The following is a 15,731-nucleotide window of genomic DNA, read 5'->3' on the forward strand; positions in this document are numbered from 1 at the left end:
CGCGTTTATGCCGAATTTAAATGAAATTACGAAGTTTAGAGAAGATCTGAAAAATATTGCTCATGAAGATGAAATAACCGCTCGGTGGGGCGAACGAGTTTATGATGAACTCCCCTTACCGGATCAGGGAGAGGTTCCTGATATTGATCTCGACGCCTTACTGCCTGCAACGGAGCCTGAGCAAACGGCTGAAGCAGCAGATACCGTTGACAAATCTTCCGAGGCTATGTCTGCATCACAACAGGCTACCGAACCGGTTTCCGGTATGTTTGATACCGTACCGGTTACAGATGCTCCCGACATATCGATGGACACCCCCTTTCCCATCGATTTCGGTAATATCGATACCGGTGACGCTTCTTCTCAAAGTAACAGCGTTTCTTCCGACGATGTTGCTGCAGCGCCGCAAAAATCTGACGAACCGAACGCTAAGTCCGATGAACCCGAAGTGGTAACCGGAGATGCGTATCCCGTTGACGAAGAAGGAATGCCGGATACCTCAGACATGGATGCGTTCCTTTCCTCATTTAATTTTGACGATCTTCCCGGAGGAGACACAGACGCTTCCGATACCGCCGAATCGGAGACTGCGGATAAACCATCCGCAGGGCTTGACGATCCTTTCGACTTTGATACCGGTTTGGACGATGTCGATTTTAATACCGATACGGAGTCTTCCGGCGATTTGGGTGAATTGGACAAACCCGACGGCGCTATTTCGAATGATGCACCGGAGCCTTCTGAAGTAGGCGAGTTGCCTGAAGCATCTGACGGTACCGCTTCGACTGGTGACGATCCGTTGAATTTTGACGATATGCTCTCTTCTTTCGATTTTGCTCCTGAACCGATAAAGATAAATGAATCTACGCCAGCTGATGATGATACGATTCCGGAAGATGTGGAAACGTTGGATGAACATGATGAAGTTCCGGCGGATGATGATGCATTTCAAGAAGATCGTACCATCCCCGATATTACTATTCCTGACATCGATTTATCGGCTTTAGATTCCTCTTCTGATGATGCTTCAAACGATCCTGATGTTTCCGACGATTTGGGTGACATTGAGGATCTTTCTCATTTTGATGTCTCTGGTATGGATGAAGATGAAGAAAGCGCTCAATTTCCGGTATCTGATGAAACCACCCAGTCCAATACCTCAGCTGCTTCCAATGGCAATGCGGATGAAAGCGGCAGTACTACGGAAGAATCCGATAGTTTGGACAATATGGATGAACTTTCACTCTTTTCCGAAAATAGGGATGAGCCTCCAGCCGAATCGGCGGATGACGGAGCGGATGCGTCGTCATTTGAGTTTAGTATGGACACTCCGAGTACTGAACCTATCAGTATTCCACCGATTTCCGGTACTGATGTCGGTTTTGACGGTATCGGTATGCCGGAGCATATAACCGACACCTTTTTTACTCAGCAAGAAAACGATGCCAGCGACCAAAGCGGTTTTTCTTTGGAAGAAAATCCGCTCGAAAGCGATATAACGGAAGTAGCCGACGATCAATTCAACCTTCCGGATAACTTTAAAGATTTTTCGGCTGATGCACACTCGCAGATGTTCGATTCCGTTATTGCCAAGAGTACCGGTTCTTCGGATGACAGCGAAGCCTTAACAATATCGGATGATGATTATTTTAATTTCTTAAACAAGCTTGAAACTTTCCCGTTTAATGTGCAGCTTGCTATTCAGGACTATATCGCCAACGGTGACGACCGTCCCGAAAATAAGATGAACTTTATCCGCTTTGTATTGGAAAAAGATTCTCTTAAAAAAGTTGTCAATAAACTCGAAAAGATAATCAATAGATCGATTCCTATCCCACGCGGGTTTCAGCGGCAGAGCGTTGAAGATTACGAAAAAGAAAAGCAGACCTTTAAATATTGGTTTATGCATCGGTTCTTGCCCGTGGCCGTTATGTCCGCTATTGCGCTTATTCTGGTATTCTGTATTTCTATCCTATCATGGCAGTTTATCTATAAACCGGTACGGTCAGAATCTTTCTATAAAACCGGCTATTCCTATCTGGAAAACGGTCAGTACGAAACTGCGATAGAAAAATTCAATCGGGCAGGCGAGTATAAACGGAAGAAAAAATGGTATTTTTCGTATGCTCGTGCCTTTAGAGCAAAAAAACAATTTACCGCTGCAGAAAAAATGTATCTCCGCCTTATTTACGACTTTGACAACGATAAGCAGGGCGGCTTGGAATACGCCGATATGTTGAGTACCGATCTGCGTAATTACGAAAAAGCTGAAGCGGTTTTGCGTCGTCGCGTACTCGATCATTATGTCAATGATAAGGATGGAATGCTCGCTCTCGGCGATGTATTTATGAATTGGGCTGATGAAGATCCTGAAAAGTACGGCGATGCGGTAAAGATTTACAGCAGGTTGATCGAGCTATATGGTGAAAACGATATCTTCCTTGCACGGATGATGCGCTATTTTATCCGCACGGATAATCTGGCAGAAGTGTTGAACCTTAAAGATCATTTCTCTTCCCGCATAACGAAAATCGGGGCAGCAAATCTCACTGAGTTGAGCGGCTACTTGCTCGAAAAGCGATATAATCCTAAACCGCTCGATTCGGAAAAACTCCGCTCAAAAATCGACGATGTGCGTATGCTGTTGGAAAAAGCCGTGCAGACGGATAAAACGATGCCGGAAGCGTATTATAATTTAGGCCGCTTCTTTATCTACAATAATAAGCAGGACGGTGCAATAGAAAATTTGACCGAATCGATTAAGCTGTTTAAAACCGCCGCCCCGATGACCGCACGGCGTACCGGTAATTATGTCGATGCAATGCGCCTATTGGGAGAGCAGTTGGTAGATCAGAAAAAATACCTTGAAGCCCAAACTATTTATGCTGATGCGCTGAATATATACCGCGAATATACAGCCTTTAAACCGCTGCCGCCGAACAAAGCTATCGGAAAACTCTATGCGGATTACGGCGACATCGACTACTTTATCTCATATAATTTTGATTCGGCGCTTGACAGTTATCAAAATGCGGTCAAAGAACTGTATAACACGCCATCGGTGAATTACCGAATCGGCTATATACACTATCAACAGGAAAATTACCGGCAGGCAATAGAAGCAATGAGTCATGCGTATGCAGAAAAAGCACACGATAAGAATTTGCTGTACGGATTTGGAAATGCGTTCTTTAAGCGTGGCGATTATTTTGCTGCTTTGGCTGCGTATGAAGAGCTTTTAGGCTTGCTGAATGCACAGCGTGCGCGGAAAGAACAAGCATTGTCCAATACTCGCCCTGACGATGTTGCGTTTATTGAACGTTATATGCATACGGCTAATAATTTGGGCGCAACGCTGAGCAGATTGTCCGAGCGAACGGGCGACTCTCAGAAGAACGGACGTGCGCTTGCACTGTATGCTGAATCTACCCGTGCGTGGGATGCTTTAACCAGAAATCCTCAGACGATGATCCGTGCAAAATCGGTCGGTTTGGCCTATTTGAATACCCAAAATATGCTGAATACAAAGAGTTCGTATCAATCGGAGATTTACACCGATATACCGATGATACTCGAAAACGAGAGAGCGCTGGAACAAAAAGAGGATAAATAGTCTATGGATACCGAGATTTTAAAGTATGTTACAGCCGATACGGCAAACGGTATTACGGGCGTATTATGCACAATTATCGAAGCGCATGGCTCTTCGCCACGGGAAGCCGGAACGTCGATGTGGGTAACTCCGGAGCTTGTCCGCGGTACGGTAGGCGGCGGTGTTTCCGAACATGAAGTTATCAAAAAGGCACGTGAAATGCTGAAAACAGGCGATGCTACCTGTATCATAAAGAAAAATCTCACTGCAGAAGAAGGTCTCGCGTGCGGAGGTTCTATCCAAGTGTATCTTGAAAAGATAGGGAATGATCCTGAACTGTTTATCTTCGGCGGCGGACACGTTGGTCGTGCGCTTGCAAAAGTTGCTGCCTTTATCGGATTTCGCGTTACCGTTTGGGATGACCGTGCCGATTGCATTACAAAAGAACTATTCCCGACGGCGCGGCGGCTTTGTTGTCCGTTGCAACAGCTGTTTCTCAAAGAAACGGCTGCATCTATTCAAAATAATAAGGCGACGCACGATAATTCGCCGTCCTGCGATAGTGCTGTGCCGCGAGAAGCTGTACCGGTATCTCATACCGTTCTACAGTTTCACGAGAACGTATATTGCGTTGCGGTAACCCGTGGGCATCGCTGCGATGCAGATGTCTTGCGGTATCTGTACGGTAAAAAACTTGCCTATATCGGCATGATCGGCTCATTTGAAAAAAATGCCGCGGTTGTAAAGCTGCTTGCTGATGAAGGTATCAGCAAAGAGTACCTCGATTCCATCTATAAACCGATCGGACTGCCCATCAGAGCGGAAACACCTGAAGAAATTGCAGTTTCCATCGCCGCCGAGCTTATCGCCGTTCGGCATCACGGAAACCCTGCACTATTACGCAGTGGCTATGCCGATTCCCGCCACGGATAGGCTTTTTGGAGGATATTTTGCCGGATGCAACCGTATCGCAAGCATTATGAATACATGTGATATGCGGAGATAAAAGGATTCAGTTATCCCCTCTCTATTTCCCATGACCAATTAATTACTTATCCGCTTACACGCGCACCCTTGAACGATAACCGAAAAATAACTAAAATATCTACTTATTGTAGAAAAACGAAGCAGGAGATTGGCGTCATGGAAGACATATTGCACACGATTGAATTGGAAAAAGCATATAATCCTAAAGATTTTGAAGATAGAATCTATGCGGATTGGGAAAAACAGGGCTGTTTTAAGCCGGTTAAAAAGACTGACAGTACCGATAGATATGTCGTAGCCATTCCTCCGCCCAATGTAACCGGTGTTCTCCACATGGGACACGGTTTAAACAACGTGTTGCAGGATGTTGTTGTCCGCTACCACCGCATGAAGGGTGATGAAACGCTTTGGATACCCGGTACCGACCATGCCGGTATCGCAACGCAAAATGTGGTTGAACGTCAGCTAAAGGCGGAAGGCAAAACACGGCACGACCTCGGGCGGGAAGCCTTTCTTAAACGCACGTGGGAGGTCAAAGAAAAGCACCACTCGATTATCACCAACCAGCTGCGTAAAATCGGCGCTTCCGTCGATTGGTCTCGGGAACGGTTTACGATGGACGAAGGGCTTTCCTATGCCGTCCGCACCGTATTCGTTACCCTCTATGAACGCGGACTTATCTACCGCGGCAACTATCTGGTTAACTGGTGTCCTTCCTGCGGCACTGCGCTTGCGGACGATGAGGTCGACCATGAGGAGACCAAAGGGGGAATGTACCATATTTTATACCCCCTCGCCGATGAAAACGGTGTGCCTTCTGCGTCGGAATATATCGAAATAGCGACAACCCGTCCCGAAACGCTTTTGGGCGATACCGCCGTTGCCGTACACCCCGAGGATCCCCGCTATACTCATTTAATAGGAAAGAAGCTCGTACTGCCGCTGACCGGCCGCTGTATTCCGATTGTTGCAGACAGCTATGTCGATAAGGAATTCGGGACGGGCGCTGTAAAAATAACCCCTGCCCACGACCCCAATGACTGGGAAGTCGGCAAGCGGCATAATCTCGAAGTTATCAATATATTAAACCCCGACGGTACGCTCAATGCAGCCGTACCCGAAAAATACCGCGGCATGACAGTGAAAGCCGCCCGTGAAGCGGTTATCGCCGATTTGGAAACGGCAGGCTTGTTTAAAGAGAAGGAAAACATTAAACATGCCGTAGGGCATTGCTACCGCTGTCACAGTGTCGTAGAGCCGTATCTTTCTGAGCAATGGTTTGTCAAAATGAAGCCGCTTGCAGACAAGGCGCTTGCCGCGTGGAAAAAAGGCGAACTCGTGTTCTATCCGCAAAAATGGGAAAATACCTACAGCCATTGGATGGAAAACATCCGCGATTGGTGTATTTCGCGGCAGCTGTGGTGGGGGCACCGGATTCCGGTGTGGTATTGCCAAGACTGCGGTAAGATGACCGTTTCGGTAAAAGATGTAACCGAATGTCCCCACTGTAAGAGCGCCGCCCTCAAGCAGGATAGCGATGTACTCGACACGTGGTTTTCAAGCTGGTTGTGGCCGTTCTCTACGCTCGGTTGGCCTGAAAAAACCGAAGATTTGCAGCGCTATTACCCGACCTCCGCCGTCATCACCGCCCATGATATTATCTTCTTCTGGGTTGCCCGTATGATTATGGCGGGGCTTGAATTTACCGGTACCGTTCCATTCCGAGATGTTTATCTGCATGACTTAGTGCGCGATAAACAAGGACGCAAGATGTCCAAATCGCTCGGCAACGGTATTGATCCGCTGAATATTATCGATGAGTACGGCGCCGATGCCCTTAAATTTACGCTTACCTTTATGTGCACGCAGGGGCAGGATATTCTTATCGACAACGAATCCTTTAAACTCGGCTCCCGCTTTGCCAATAAAATCTGGAATGCTTCGCGCTATATCTTAGGAAATCTCGAAGGGCGGCGCATTGTTCCCGTTTCCGCCTCTGAATTAACCGAGCTTGACCGATGGATTTACCACACCCTCAACGAAACGGTTAAAAATGTGCGGGCAGCCTTTGAAGGGTACCGCTATAACGAGGTAGGGCACGGCATTTATGAGTTCTTCTGGAATAACTTTTGCGACTGGTATGTCGAAGGGACGAAGCTTTCCTATAAGAGCGGAGATGATGCGGAAAAAGACCGGATAACCTCGGTTCTGCTTGCCGTTTTGGAAGAATCGCTCCGGCTGCTGCATCCTGTGCTTCCCTTCGTTACTGAAGAAATCTACCGCAAACTTCCCGAACACTGCGCTGCCGGAGCTTCACACCGTGCAAAGGCGCTGATAACCGCCGATTATCCCGTCTATTGTGAAGAGCGTATCGATACGGCCGCTGCGGCACGTTTTACTGCGCTGCAGAATATCGTGCGGCTTATCCGTGCGCTCAGAGCAGAATGCGGTATCGATCCTCAGCTTAAACTGCATATTGCGCTCTATATAGAAGCAGGTTCTCCCGCAGCAGCGGCGTTTGAGAATATCGATTTAATTAAGTTATTGGCGGGACTCGCGGATATTGCCTTTATCGAAACGCCTGCTGATAAACCTGCAAATTCTATCGGGACGGTAGGAGCCGGTTTTGAAGCCTTTATCATTACCGGAACCGAGGTAGATCGCAGTCAATTGGCTGCACGCTTTACAAAAGAACTCGAAAAAGAAAAACAGGCGGTATCCCGTTTAACGGCAAAACTTTCTAATGCAAATTTTACAGATCATGCTCCGGCTGAGGTTGTTGAAGGGGAAAGAGAAAAACTGCGCCAAGCGGAACGGCTGATTGAGAAGTTCACGCTGTATTTGCACGATCTCGTATAGAGCACGGAAAAAGGAGGAAAAGATGGAACAACATGAAGTAGCCCTTTTAAAAGGAATGTATCTTGCCCCTTATATTCATTTGGCAACCAGCTTACGGGGAAAGGCTCGCCATGCAGGTGGTAATATGTTTCGCCATCAAATCGATACAATGGGTACGCTTATCGACTACGGCTATATCGACAGTATTTTGCTGAAGGCGTCGATTATCCATGATGTATTGGAAGATGTGCCGGATTTTAATGTAAATGAACTACTCTCTATCGACTCGGAATCTCCGGCGGTCTATGAATTGGTTATGGAAGTTACCCGTCGGCCGGGACAGACAAAACCTGAATATTTGCAGCATATTATCAGACATGGTTCACAGCGGGCAAAAGTCTTAAAGTGCGCCGACCGTATCAGCAATATGATCAGTTTGGGGTTTGTAAATGACCCTGAGTTTATTAAACGGTATTGTAATGAAACGGAGATATATGTATTTCCGATTGCGTTGGAAGTAAATTTTGATATGTACAATGAGCTGTTGTATCTGGTGCAGTCCCGTTTACAATATCTGGCTGATTTTGAATTTCTGCATAACCACCGCAGAGATACTGCTTCTGTTTAAAATAGATAGCGAGCTGTCCAAAAACGGAAAATCTATCGACTTTTTCTGTAAGGAAATTATTCATTATATCCGCTAAAGCGGATTGCGAAACAGTTTTGGGACAGTTTCCTTAAGCTTTAGATGCGATGTTTAAAATTAAGTCATTACTGTATAAAGACTTAATTTTAAACTCGCTATCAGCTATGCTGATGGCGATGTCCAAGAAGTAACCAACTTTTGAGACATCCCCGAGCTGCCGTTTTTCAGCAGCTCCTTTTTTTATTCGTGCGGAGGGTTTAATACCCCGATGCTTGCGTCGGGGTATGTTGATTTCCGTAACTTATTCGTCGAAGTCGTCCTCAAAACTGTCATCATCGTCATAGGCGTCATCAAAATCGCCGTCGTCAAAATCATCATCAAAGTCGTCGTCAAAATCGTCATCGAAATCATCGTCATCATCGAAAGGTGCAGTCGATAAGAAATGATTTCCGAAAAAGAAAGAAACTTTGTTACTCATAGTGAACCATCCATTATGTTTTGGAATATCTTATAAAATCGTCTTAGAGGAAAGACGTTACCGTTCGATAAACGGCAAATGCATAATAATAAGAGTATACTAATCTGTCAACCGGTTGTCGGCGTAATTTATGTTAGTTTAACCGGGCGAGACATCGCCGGTATTTATCCGGATTAACCCTAAACGCTACAATAGGATCGCCTCCTTGGGTTGCCTTGCCGATTGCAGCCATCGCTTCTTCGATCATCCGGGGAGCCGGAATAAGCCGTCCTGCTCTTGTCGTAAGTCCGATACCGAGCGATTTTTTAGCGGAAGCATCCAAGACCGTATGAATTTCGTCATAGAGGGTGCTTGCAATTTGCATTGCCTGATCCAACGGGGCATAAAAGATGATGACACCAATAATATCTTTATTAAAGACAAACACCTTATGGATACGGTCAAGTGTCGACCGCAAGAGGTGAATAATTTGTTGATTATGAGGTATATCGGTCGCATGAACGAGCAGAAGTGTTAAATCCTCCTCGGCAACAGCCGTTTCGGTAATTGCAGTTGTCAATTCTTCGATGAGTGTGGCCTGTTCAAGCGAATGACTACCGCTACGTGATGCATCTGAAAGAGGCGTGTTTTCAAAGGTGGTAACAGCTGGCTGTTTTACGGTTTCATGGGGTTCGGTTGAGGGTTTTAGAGTTTGTGTGTGATTTTCAAAGAATCCATAAGTTCCCGCATCAAAGCTTTGTTTTATATCTGTTTTCGAGTTCTCTGCTGTTTGCGAAATGTCCGGTTCATCTGTTTTTGAGGATATCGGCTGCTCTGCATCGGTACCATCTTGTTCTTCCATTGCACTGTGTTCAAGTTGTATATTTTGCGAGCTTTCTTGGTATTCGGGTACGGTTTGTTGGGACTGCTCATCATCGTAGATATGGAGACGGTTGAGCGATTCAAGCTGTACGTTTAACGGGAGGGAAGATGCCGTTTCGGCTGGGTGTTCATTGTTTTTTTCCACGGACGGCTGTTCATCGTTATGCTGCATCCTTTCGTGGAGATTCAAATCTTCCTTTTGTACGTGAGTTGAAATGTCCGCTTCGACGCATGTTTCCATACGAGGCATACTTACTGCATCATTGCTTGCAGCAGCAGTAAAATACTCACTGGACTGAGCGGTATTCGAATCGATTATATCCGGTTCGGAAGTACGTACGGCGCTTCTAAGCTCCGGTTTCTTTTCGGCGGCGGATTTTAGATCTATATATGAAAATATCAATACCAAGACGGTCATTAGTACAATCAGTAGTAATAAAAAGAATACTATTTGACCGCGGTTAAATACCGTTTCAAGCGGAAGCATTTGGAGCGCCGCATGGACGGTAACGGTATTACCTGTTTCTTTAACAGGGATATGTGTTTGAGCGGCAGTAAAAAAGAGCGGTAAGTTTTTTACTTCGACTATATACTGTTCATTATATGAAAAAATATCGGTGTTTTTCGGCCAGATAAATACAATGCCGGCACTATCCCTAATTAAAATTGCTTGAACATATTTACTGTAGTTACGGCATAGCTGTTCAAGCTGACCTTGCAATCGGACAGAATTACCCTCTTGAGCTGCTTCCGATAAAATCTCACCGGTATGCTGAGCAAATATTTTAAAGTTCTTCAACGATTCTATTTTTCCCGCAGCAGAATCGCTGTGAAGGGTAAAAACAAACCATAACAAACTTCCAATAATAATAAGCAATGCGCATGCGCTATAGACCGACATCAATATTTTTTTCATCATGAATCAGTATACTCCGAAATGAATTCCGATACAAGTTCCATATCAGTCAAATTTCCTTTTCTATGAGCTTTACACCATGCAAGTGCGGGAAGAAGAGATATTACGGTATTCCGGTCGTTTTGTTTTAAACTTTCGGTAAAGGAAATAAGAAATTCCGTATACGGAAATTTTTGAAAGTCGGCCTGTTTCCAGCGGATGATGCTGTGTTTTTCCGCTTCAAAAGCTGCCCTGTAGGAATCCAAGAGCGGCGTTCGATAGGTGATGCCTTGTGTTGTGCGCTCGCTGTAGCTTTCGGTACGGAACATAAGGCGGACAAACGAGTGTTCTTGTGGGCAAGTGTACGCCGCGCTGCCGGCAAATTGCATCGAAAGATAGGTGCCGCGGCTATATGCCTTGCCGCCGGTGTAGGCAAAGTCCATTCCGCTGCATTCAATATGCCGGTAACCGAGCGCTTGTGCTGCATGGTAGGCGGCGACTGCAACGGTACCGGAACCCGTGGTTAGTGGTGGAAATGGAGAAAAAAGCGCGGCTGTTTGGACAAGTGGGTGTCCGCCTGCTGTAAAAAAGAAAGTGTTGCCGTTTTCATAAAAGCGGCGCGCTCCTGCAGTTTGTGCCGAAAGGTCGAAAATACCGATCGTCTCTTTGGGGATAACGCCGATGGTATGCTGATATGAGATATGCTGCGGGTCAATCGCGATGAAGAATTCCGGTGTAATACCGTTTGCGCATACGGCGGGAAAGGCTGTATCGGTACAAAAAACCGTGTACTGTTGCCGCTTTTTTTTCAGCAACGATAAGCCGGCTTCCAAGCTTGGCCCTGCTCCCAGTATGAGCGCTGTTCGGGTGGTATCGCTTTGCGGGTATGCTGGTTTGACGAAACTTGCGAGGCGCAAATTGAAAAAGATATTGCGCAGCCAGATTTTCCCGAAATGAACTTGCACTGAAAAATCCGCTTTGATTTTTTCGAGTGCGTGTTCGATCTTCTCCGGTAAATCTTTTATTTGCGCTTTATAGTATTCACTCCATGTTCTCAGGACATAATAACCGAAGGTGCCGTGTAGGGCAGGTAAATAGGCTGCTGTGAATGCGGTTTCAAAAGTGTTGTCGGTATATGGCGGCAAGAGAAATATTCTGTTGTCCGATAGCAATTCCGTATAATCGATGAGTGAGAGCAACTGCTTGAATGATTCATAATCGGATTCCGTAATTGCACAAAAGGATTGAGGATATTTATCTAAAAAAGTTTTGATATGAATACCGTTCCCCAGTCCGCAAAAGAGCATAAAACCGGCTGCTGCGGTAACGGCGCGTTCTGCTTCCCGTGCGGGATTATAGAGAGAATGCAGCGCCTGTCCCGATGCAAAGAGCGGTACCGGCTCCCCTGTCTTTGCTGATGCAATACCTCTATAGGCAGCCCCTGTTTGAGAGTGTTGGAGTTTTTCTGCAAGTTCCGGCTGTTTAAGGCGTATCGCAGCGAGATTCCTATTTAAGACCGTCATGCTTCTATCCTTTTAATGAGTACACCAAGTACGCGGTTTACCTGTTCCGTCAAGTTTGTTTGTGCTTTTTTATCCGTAGGATTTTTTATCACATTACAGTAAGCGGTGTAGCTGCATAAGGCGCATATCTGTTTTTCGAGTGTTGCCGCATCTTCCGCGAGCCGCGCCGGTTCCGTTGCGATTAACGCAGGTATTTTGATATGCAGCGTGTTTAACAGGGAATGAGCTATCTCTGTGCGCTCCTGGCAGGAAAGCGCAGGGTAGGGAGCTGCCGAAAGCTGTGCCATATCCTGTGTGCTGTTTTGCTGTCCGGAAAGGATATTCTCGCTGCCGGACTGTGCATTGTGCATACGGACAGCGGTATTTGCCTGCCGATCGGCGGGCTGAGCGCTTTTGGCAATACCGGCTGTTAGGTCTATAGTCTTGATATTTGGAAGCGGCGCGCCCCCCGTACCGGCGCGGAAAAGTCTCCGTGCGGATTCAGGCGGCAGCTGTAAAAACCATTGCCGGTAGGTTTCAAGTGATTGTGCCGCAAAGTTTTGGACGGTGAGTGCTTCTGCGATCGGATGGAGCCTGTTCGTGGCAGCAAACAGGCGTGCGGTACTTGCATGGGGGCGTGCATGGGTAAAACCTTTTGCAGCTGCCAAATCGACGCCGGCAAGTATGATCCTTTGGTTGGTATGTCGTAACAGTAGTTCGCAGGCTGTTCCCGTTACCGTGCCGTTTTCTCGGGCGGCAAGCGGTTGCAGGTTTGCCGCTCTAAAGAGCATTGTTTCCAGCGGAGAATTGTAGGAAAGCGGGACGCAAGGATGCGTTTTTAGTATTGATGCGGGAATGGCTGCTTCGAGCGGAAAGGCAACAGGAACATCGGCAGGCAGCCGGTCAAAATGAGGCAATGCCCAGTAACCGGCGTCGGTACTGACGCACAGGTCTATCGGAATATGCCGTGCTGTCAGGGCAGCGCAACCCGATGATACTGCAAGGATAGAGTAGGGTGCTGCCTGCGTTGCGGTGAGCTGTTCTAAGCTCGGCCCTGCGCCGGCTAAGATAAAATCCCGTGTTCCGAAGTGCAGTGTTGCAGGGTGTTTAAGACCGATAAAATTATCGACTGTGTTTTTAAGCCATTTATTCCCAAAGAATGAGCGGGTATGCATAATGCTTGTTAGCATTTCGATTGCATACCGGATATTTTTCCAGACTGTATCCGCCGCATCGGGAAAAGCTTTGTCGGCAGCTTTCCAGCTTAAAAAACGGGTTGCTCCCAGTTTTTCATCAGGTATATGAGACAGCAGAAAAAATGGCAAGCTGCCGTTTCCCGGTCTCCAGACGGCATCCCAAAGGTTATCGGAATCGGAAAAAGCTGTTTCGTTATACCTTACTGCGATACACTTTGTATATGGAAATTTTGCTTTCAGTACCGATGCAAGGTAGGATTCTCCCGGCTCCGTTATGATAATAATAGAAGGGATGCCTTCAATAGTGGAAGCAAACTGTTCAGCTTCTTTGTGAGGGTTGTATTTTGAATGGAGACGGAAGGAAAGCATTGATGTAATCTGCCGCTATGCGGAGATTGCATAGCGGCAATAAGAAGATTGTACTATCAGGAAATGCCTAATTCTTCAAAAAGATGTTTATAAGTTTCAAAATATTCAGACTTCGCAAACTCTTCAATCTTCTTTTCGGGTAGGGCTTCCAACAGTTGATCCATATAGGAAAGAACTGATTTAATCTCATTTTTCAGTTCCAATGGAATAGAAATGGTTTCCCGTTTTTTACTCGCAGCTTGCAGCAATGTTTCTTGCTTCGGTTCTTCTTCTTCAAGAGCCTCTTCGTTTTCTTTTTCCGAGTCAAATTCGGGAATTGCATCTTCATCGATTGCATCCAATTCTTCAATTGAATCTTCTGTATCTTCAGATTTTACTTCTTCGACTTCCGATTCACTTGCAGGCACTTCGGCGATAAAAGGTTCTTCGATAATTTCTTCTTTTATTTCCGCTTTGGTAGCAGTTGATTCGTCTGCAAACGGGTTCTGGAAATCTTCATCATTTTGAAGTTCGTGAATCGTACGATCTTCTGTCGTTTCTCCAGCAGTCATTTCGGCGTCAACCGATTCCATGTCCGAAGAGGGAACTTCAATCTCTTGTTCCGAGGGAATATCGAAAGATTCTATATTTATATCTTCAAAGTCGGTCTCGTCATCCACAGATTCAGCTTCTTCAATATCTTCAAGTTCGGCTACTTCTTGCTGATCTTTCGTATCTCCGTCAATAAGCCCCATATCTTCATCCGTAACTTCCGATTGATCATCAAGATAACTGAGATCTTCGGGTAGAGAGGTAATAGGCGCCGCTTCTACATTAAAGACGGGATCGGATGCAAGAAGTTTTTCTCCTTCCGTTTCAGATTCGAGACCGTTATCCGTATCAGTCGATGAAATTTCCGCAATACTGTCCTCAAAGGAGTGGTCGACAGGGGGCGTTTCTTGTATTTCAGGATCAATATCTTTTGTAAGTACAGACGGTACTTCATAGGTTTCGGTTGTTTCCGTGGAAGATTCCTCATCGGCAGACGCTCGTTCCTCGTCATCGGTGTTTCGCTCTTCAGTGAAATCCGCCGTAATAAGGATATTATTTAACTCATCACCGGTGAGGGCAATCGTTTCGTCCGTATCATCATCGCTGAAAAAGCCCGAACTTTCCGTATCGGCAGCTTTGTTTTCCGTATGTGCGGCAGCGTCTTTTACGGGCACTTCGGAAATCATTTTTGATTGAGCCGTCATACCTGCTTTTAAGCTATTCAGCTCTGCTTTAAGATCGCTGATTTCGTGAGCAATTTGCATCAGCAATTCAGTTGCTTTATCTTGTTCAGCGGCAGTGCGTTGAGAAGTTACGGCTGTTGTGTCCATGGTTTCTTTTGAATCCTTTTCCGGATTGAGTTCTGCTGTTGTGTTTTCGTGTTCGGCAACGTGTTGTGTTGAAAGTAAATCTTGTTTAACAGCTTCAATATCGTCAAAGAAAGCCGGTTCTTCCGTATCGGGAGATTTTTCGTCTGTCTCTGTGCCAAAAATCGAAATATCGGCATTATCTTCTACAACCTGTGAGGACAGTTCCGAAAGCGGCTGCTCTTTGGTCGCTTCATCATCGGCAGTAACGTCAATATCGAATACGGCATCTTCTTTTTGTTGGCTGTGTTCGGATTTTTGCTCTTCGGTCGTACCATCTGTAAGAATATCATCAAAATCTTCAACTGTTTCAAAACCATCGTCTGATTCGGAGCTTGCAGCCGGAGCCGCGTCTTCAAAATCTTCAAGAGAAATTTCACTGAAGTTTTCGAGCCCAGCAGGAGGTTCATTGTTGTTCGAATGTTTTTCCGTGTTGTCTGTAATTTCAGTAAAGTCAAGGTCTATCGGTTCTTCTTCAACAAATGATTCGGTGGTTTCTTGGGATTCTGTTTCTGTAGAAGAGTCATCCGACAAAAAGTCATCCAAATCCAACGACTCAAAACTACTTTCGTCAAGCGCAACATCGGCAGTATCACTGTCGGTATATGAAGGAGCAGGCGTTTCCAGAGATATTTCAGTCGAAGTATTTGTATCGTTTAATTCATCAAGTTCGGGTATTTCAGTATCGGCATCCAAGTCCGAAAAAGAGAAATCATCATCAAAATTTATACTATCTTGATCCGCTTCTATGCTTGAATCGCTTGTAAGTTGAGAAGCGTCCGAATCGAACGGTTCATTAATATCTTTCTTTTTTTTAAGCCATACACCATACATATCTAATTTTTCTGTGCTTTTACTGTCTATAGAAAAATTAGGATCATATAAATCGTCGGTTTTGTTAAAATTATCCATAAAAATTTCTCCACGAAGGGCGGTGTTATTATATCATGTATCGGCATACCATGTATAT

General features: G+C 45.7%; 9 protein-coding genes. 4 read left to right on the forward strand and 5 right to left on the reverse strand.

What is annotated here, in order from left to right; all coding sequences use genetic code 11:
* The first annotated feature begins 7 nt into the window (after positions 1–7).
* The 4 genes from flcA to DWB79_RS07960 all read left to right on the forward strand — a co-directional run bounded on the left by flcA (position 8) and on the right by DWB79_RS07960 (position 8,045).
* Entirely contained in the window at positions 8–3,613 is a 3,606-nt protein-coding gene (gene flcA, locus DWB79_RS07945; RefSeq protein ID WP_016523521.1) for a periplasmic flagellar collar protein FlcA, read from the forward strand.
* Between the two features lie 3 nt (positions 3,614–3,616).
* Positions 3,617–4,525: an XdhC family protein gene (locus DWB79_RS07950; RefSeq protein ID WP_016523522.1), complete on the forward strand. Its 909-nt coding sequence runs from the start codon at positions 3,617–3,619 to the stop codon at positions 4,523–4,525.
* A gap of 210 nt (positions 4,526–4,735) precedes the next feature.
* On the forward strand, positions 4,736–7,438 hold the full coding sequence (locus DWB79_RS07955; RefSeq protein ID WP_016523523.1) for a valine--tRNA ligase: 2,703 nt from the start codon (positions 4,736–4,738) through the stop codon (positions 7,436–7,438).
* Positions 7,439–7,460: 22 nt separating this feature from the next.
* On the forward strand, positions 7,461–8,045 hold the full coding sequence (locus tag DWB79_RS07960; protein WP_016523524.1) for a hypothetical protein: 585 nt from the start codon (positions 7,461–7,463) through the stop codon (positions 8,043–8,045).
* Positions 8,046–8,364: 319 nt separating this feature from the next.
* On the opposite strand, the gene DWB79_RS07965 is transcribed toward DWB79_RS07960, so the two are convergent.
* From DWB79_RS07965 to DWB79_RS07985, 5 genes are all read right to left on the reverse strand, one after another.
* Positions 8,365–8,541: a hypothetical protein gene (locus DWB79_RS07965; RefSeq protein WP_016523525.1), complete on the reverse strand. Its 177-nt coding sequence runs from the start codon at positions 8,539–8,541 to the stop codon at positions 8,365–8,367.
* A gap of 133 nt (positions 8,542–8,674) precedes the next feature.
* Positions 8,675–10,321 (reverse strand): hypothetical protein, encoded by a 1,647-nt coding sequence (locus tag DWB79_RS07970; RefSeq protein WP_016523526.1) that lies wholly within the window; start codon positions 10,319–10,321, stop codon positions 8,675–8,677.
* Entirely contained in the window at positions 10,318–11,820 is a 1,503-nt protein-coding gene (locus DWB79_RS07975) for a motility associated factor glycosyltransferase family protein (RefSeq protein WP_016523527.1), read from the reverse strand. The genes DWB79_RS07970 and DWB79_RS07975 overlap by 4 nt, the downstream gene beginning before the upstream one ends.
* Positions 11,817–13,364, reverse strand: a complete 1,548-nt coding sequence (locus tag DWB79_RS07980) for a 6-hydroxymethylpterin diphosphokinase MptE-like protein (RefSeq protein ID WP_016523528.1) — start codon at positions 13,362–13,364, stop codon at positions 11,817–11,819. Before DWB79_RS07980 ends, DWB79_RS07975 begins: the two co-directional genes overlap by 4 nt.
* Before the next feature lie 56 nt (positions 13,365–13,420).
* Entirely contained in the window at positions 13,421–15,673 is a 2,253-nt protein-coding gene (locus tag DWB79_RS07985) for a hypothetical protein (protein ID WP_016523529.1), read from the reverse strand.
* Between the last annotated feature and the right edge of the window lie 58 nt (positions 15,674–15,731).

Source organism: Treponema medium, from assembly GCF_017161265.1.
Taxonomy (GTDB): Bacteria; Spirochaetota; Spirochaetia; order Treponematales; family Treponemataceae; genus Treponema; species Treponema medium.

Bases quoted from the DNA above. Each gene is read 5' to 3' on its own strand.
- flcA (WP_016523521.1), top strand. From the start codon at position 8: ATGCCGAATTTAAATGAAATTACGAAGTTTAGAGAAGATCTGAAAAAT.
- DWB79_RS07950 (WP_016523522.1), top strand. From the start codon at position 3,617: ATGGATACCGAGATTTTAAAGTATGTTACAGCCGATACGGCAAACGGT.
- DWB79_RS07955 (WP_016523523.1), top strand. From the start codon at position 4,736: ATGGAAGACATATTGCACACGATTGAATTGGAAAAAGCATATAATCCT.
- DWB79_RS07960 (WP_016523524.1), top strand. From the start codon at position 7,461: ATGGAACAACATGAAGTAGCCCTTTTAAAAGGAATGTATCTTGCCCCT.
- DWB79_RS07965 (WP_016523525.1), bottom strand. From the start codon at position 8,541: ATGAGTAACAAAGTTTCTTTCTTTTTCGGAAATCATTTCTTATCGACT.
- DWB79_RS07970 (WP_016523526.1), bottom strand. From the start codon at position 10,321: ATGATGAAAAAAATATTGATGTCGGTCTATAGCGCATGCGCATTGCTT.
- DWB79_RS07975 (WP_016523527.1), bottom strand. From the start codon at position 11,820: ATGACGGTCTTAAATAGGAATCTCGCTGCGATACGCCTTAAACAGCCG.
- DWB79_RS07980 (WP_016523528.1), bottom strand. From the start codon at position 13,364: ATGCTTTCCTTCCGTCTCCATTCAAAATACAACCCTCACAAAGAAGCT.
- DWB79_RS07985 (WP_016523529.1), bottom strand. From the start codon at position 15,673: ATGGATAATTTTAACAAAACCGACGATTTATATGATCCTAATTTTTCT.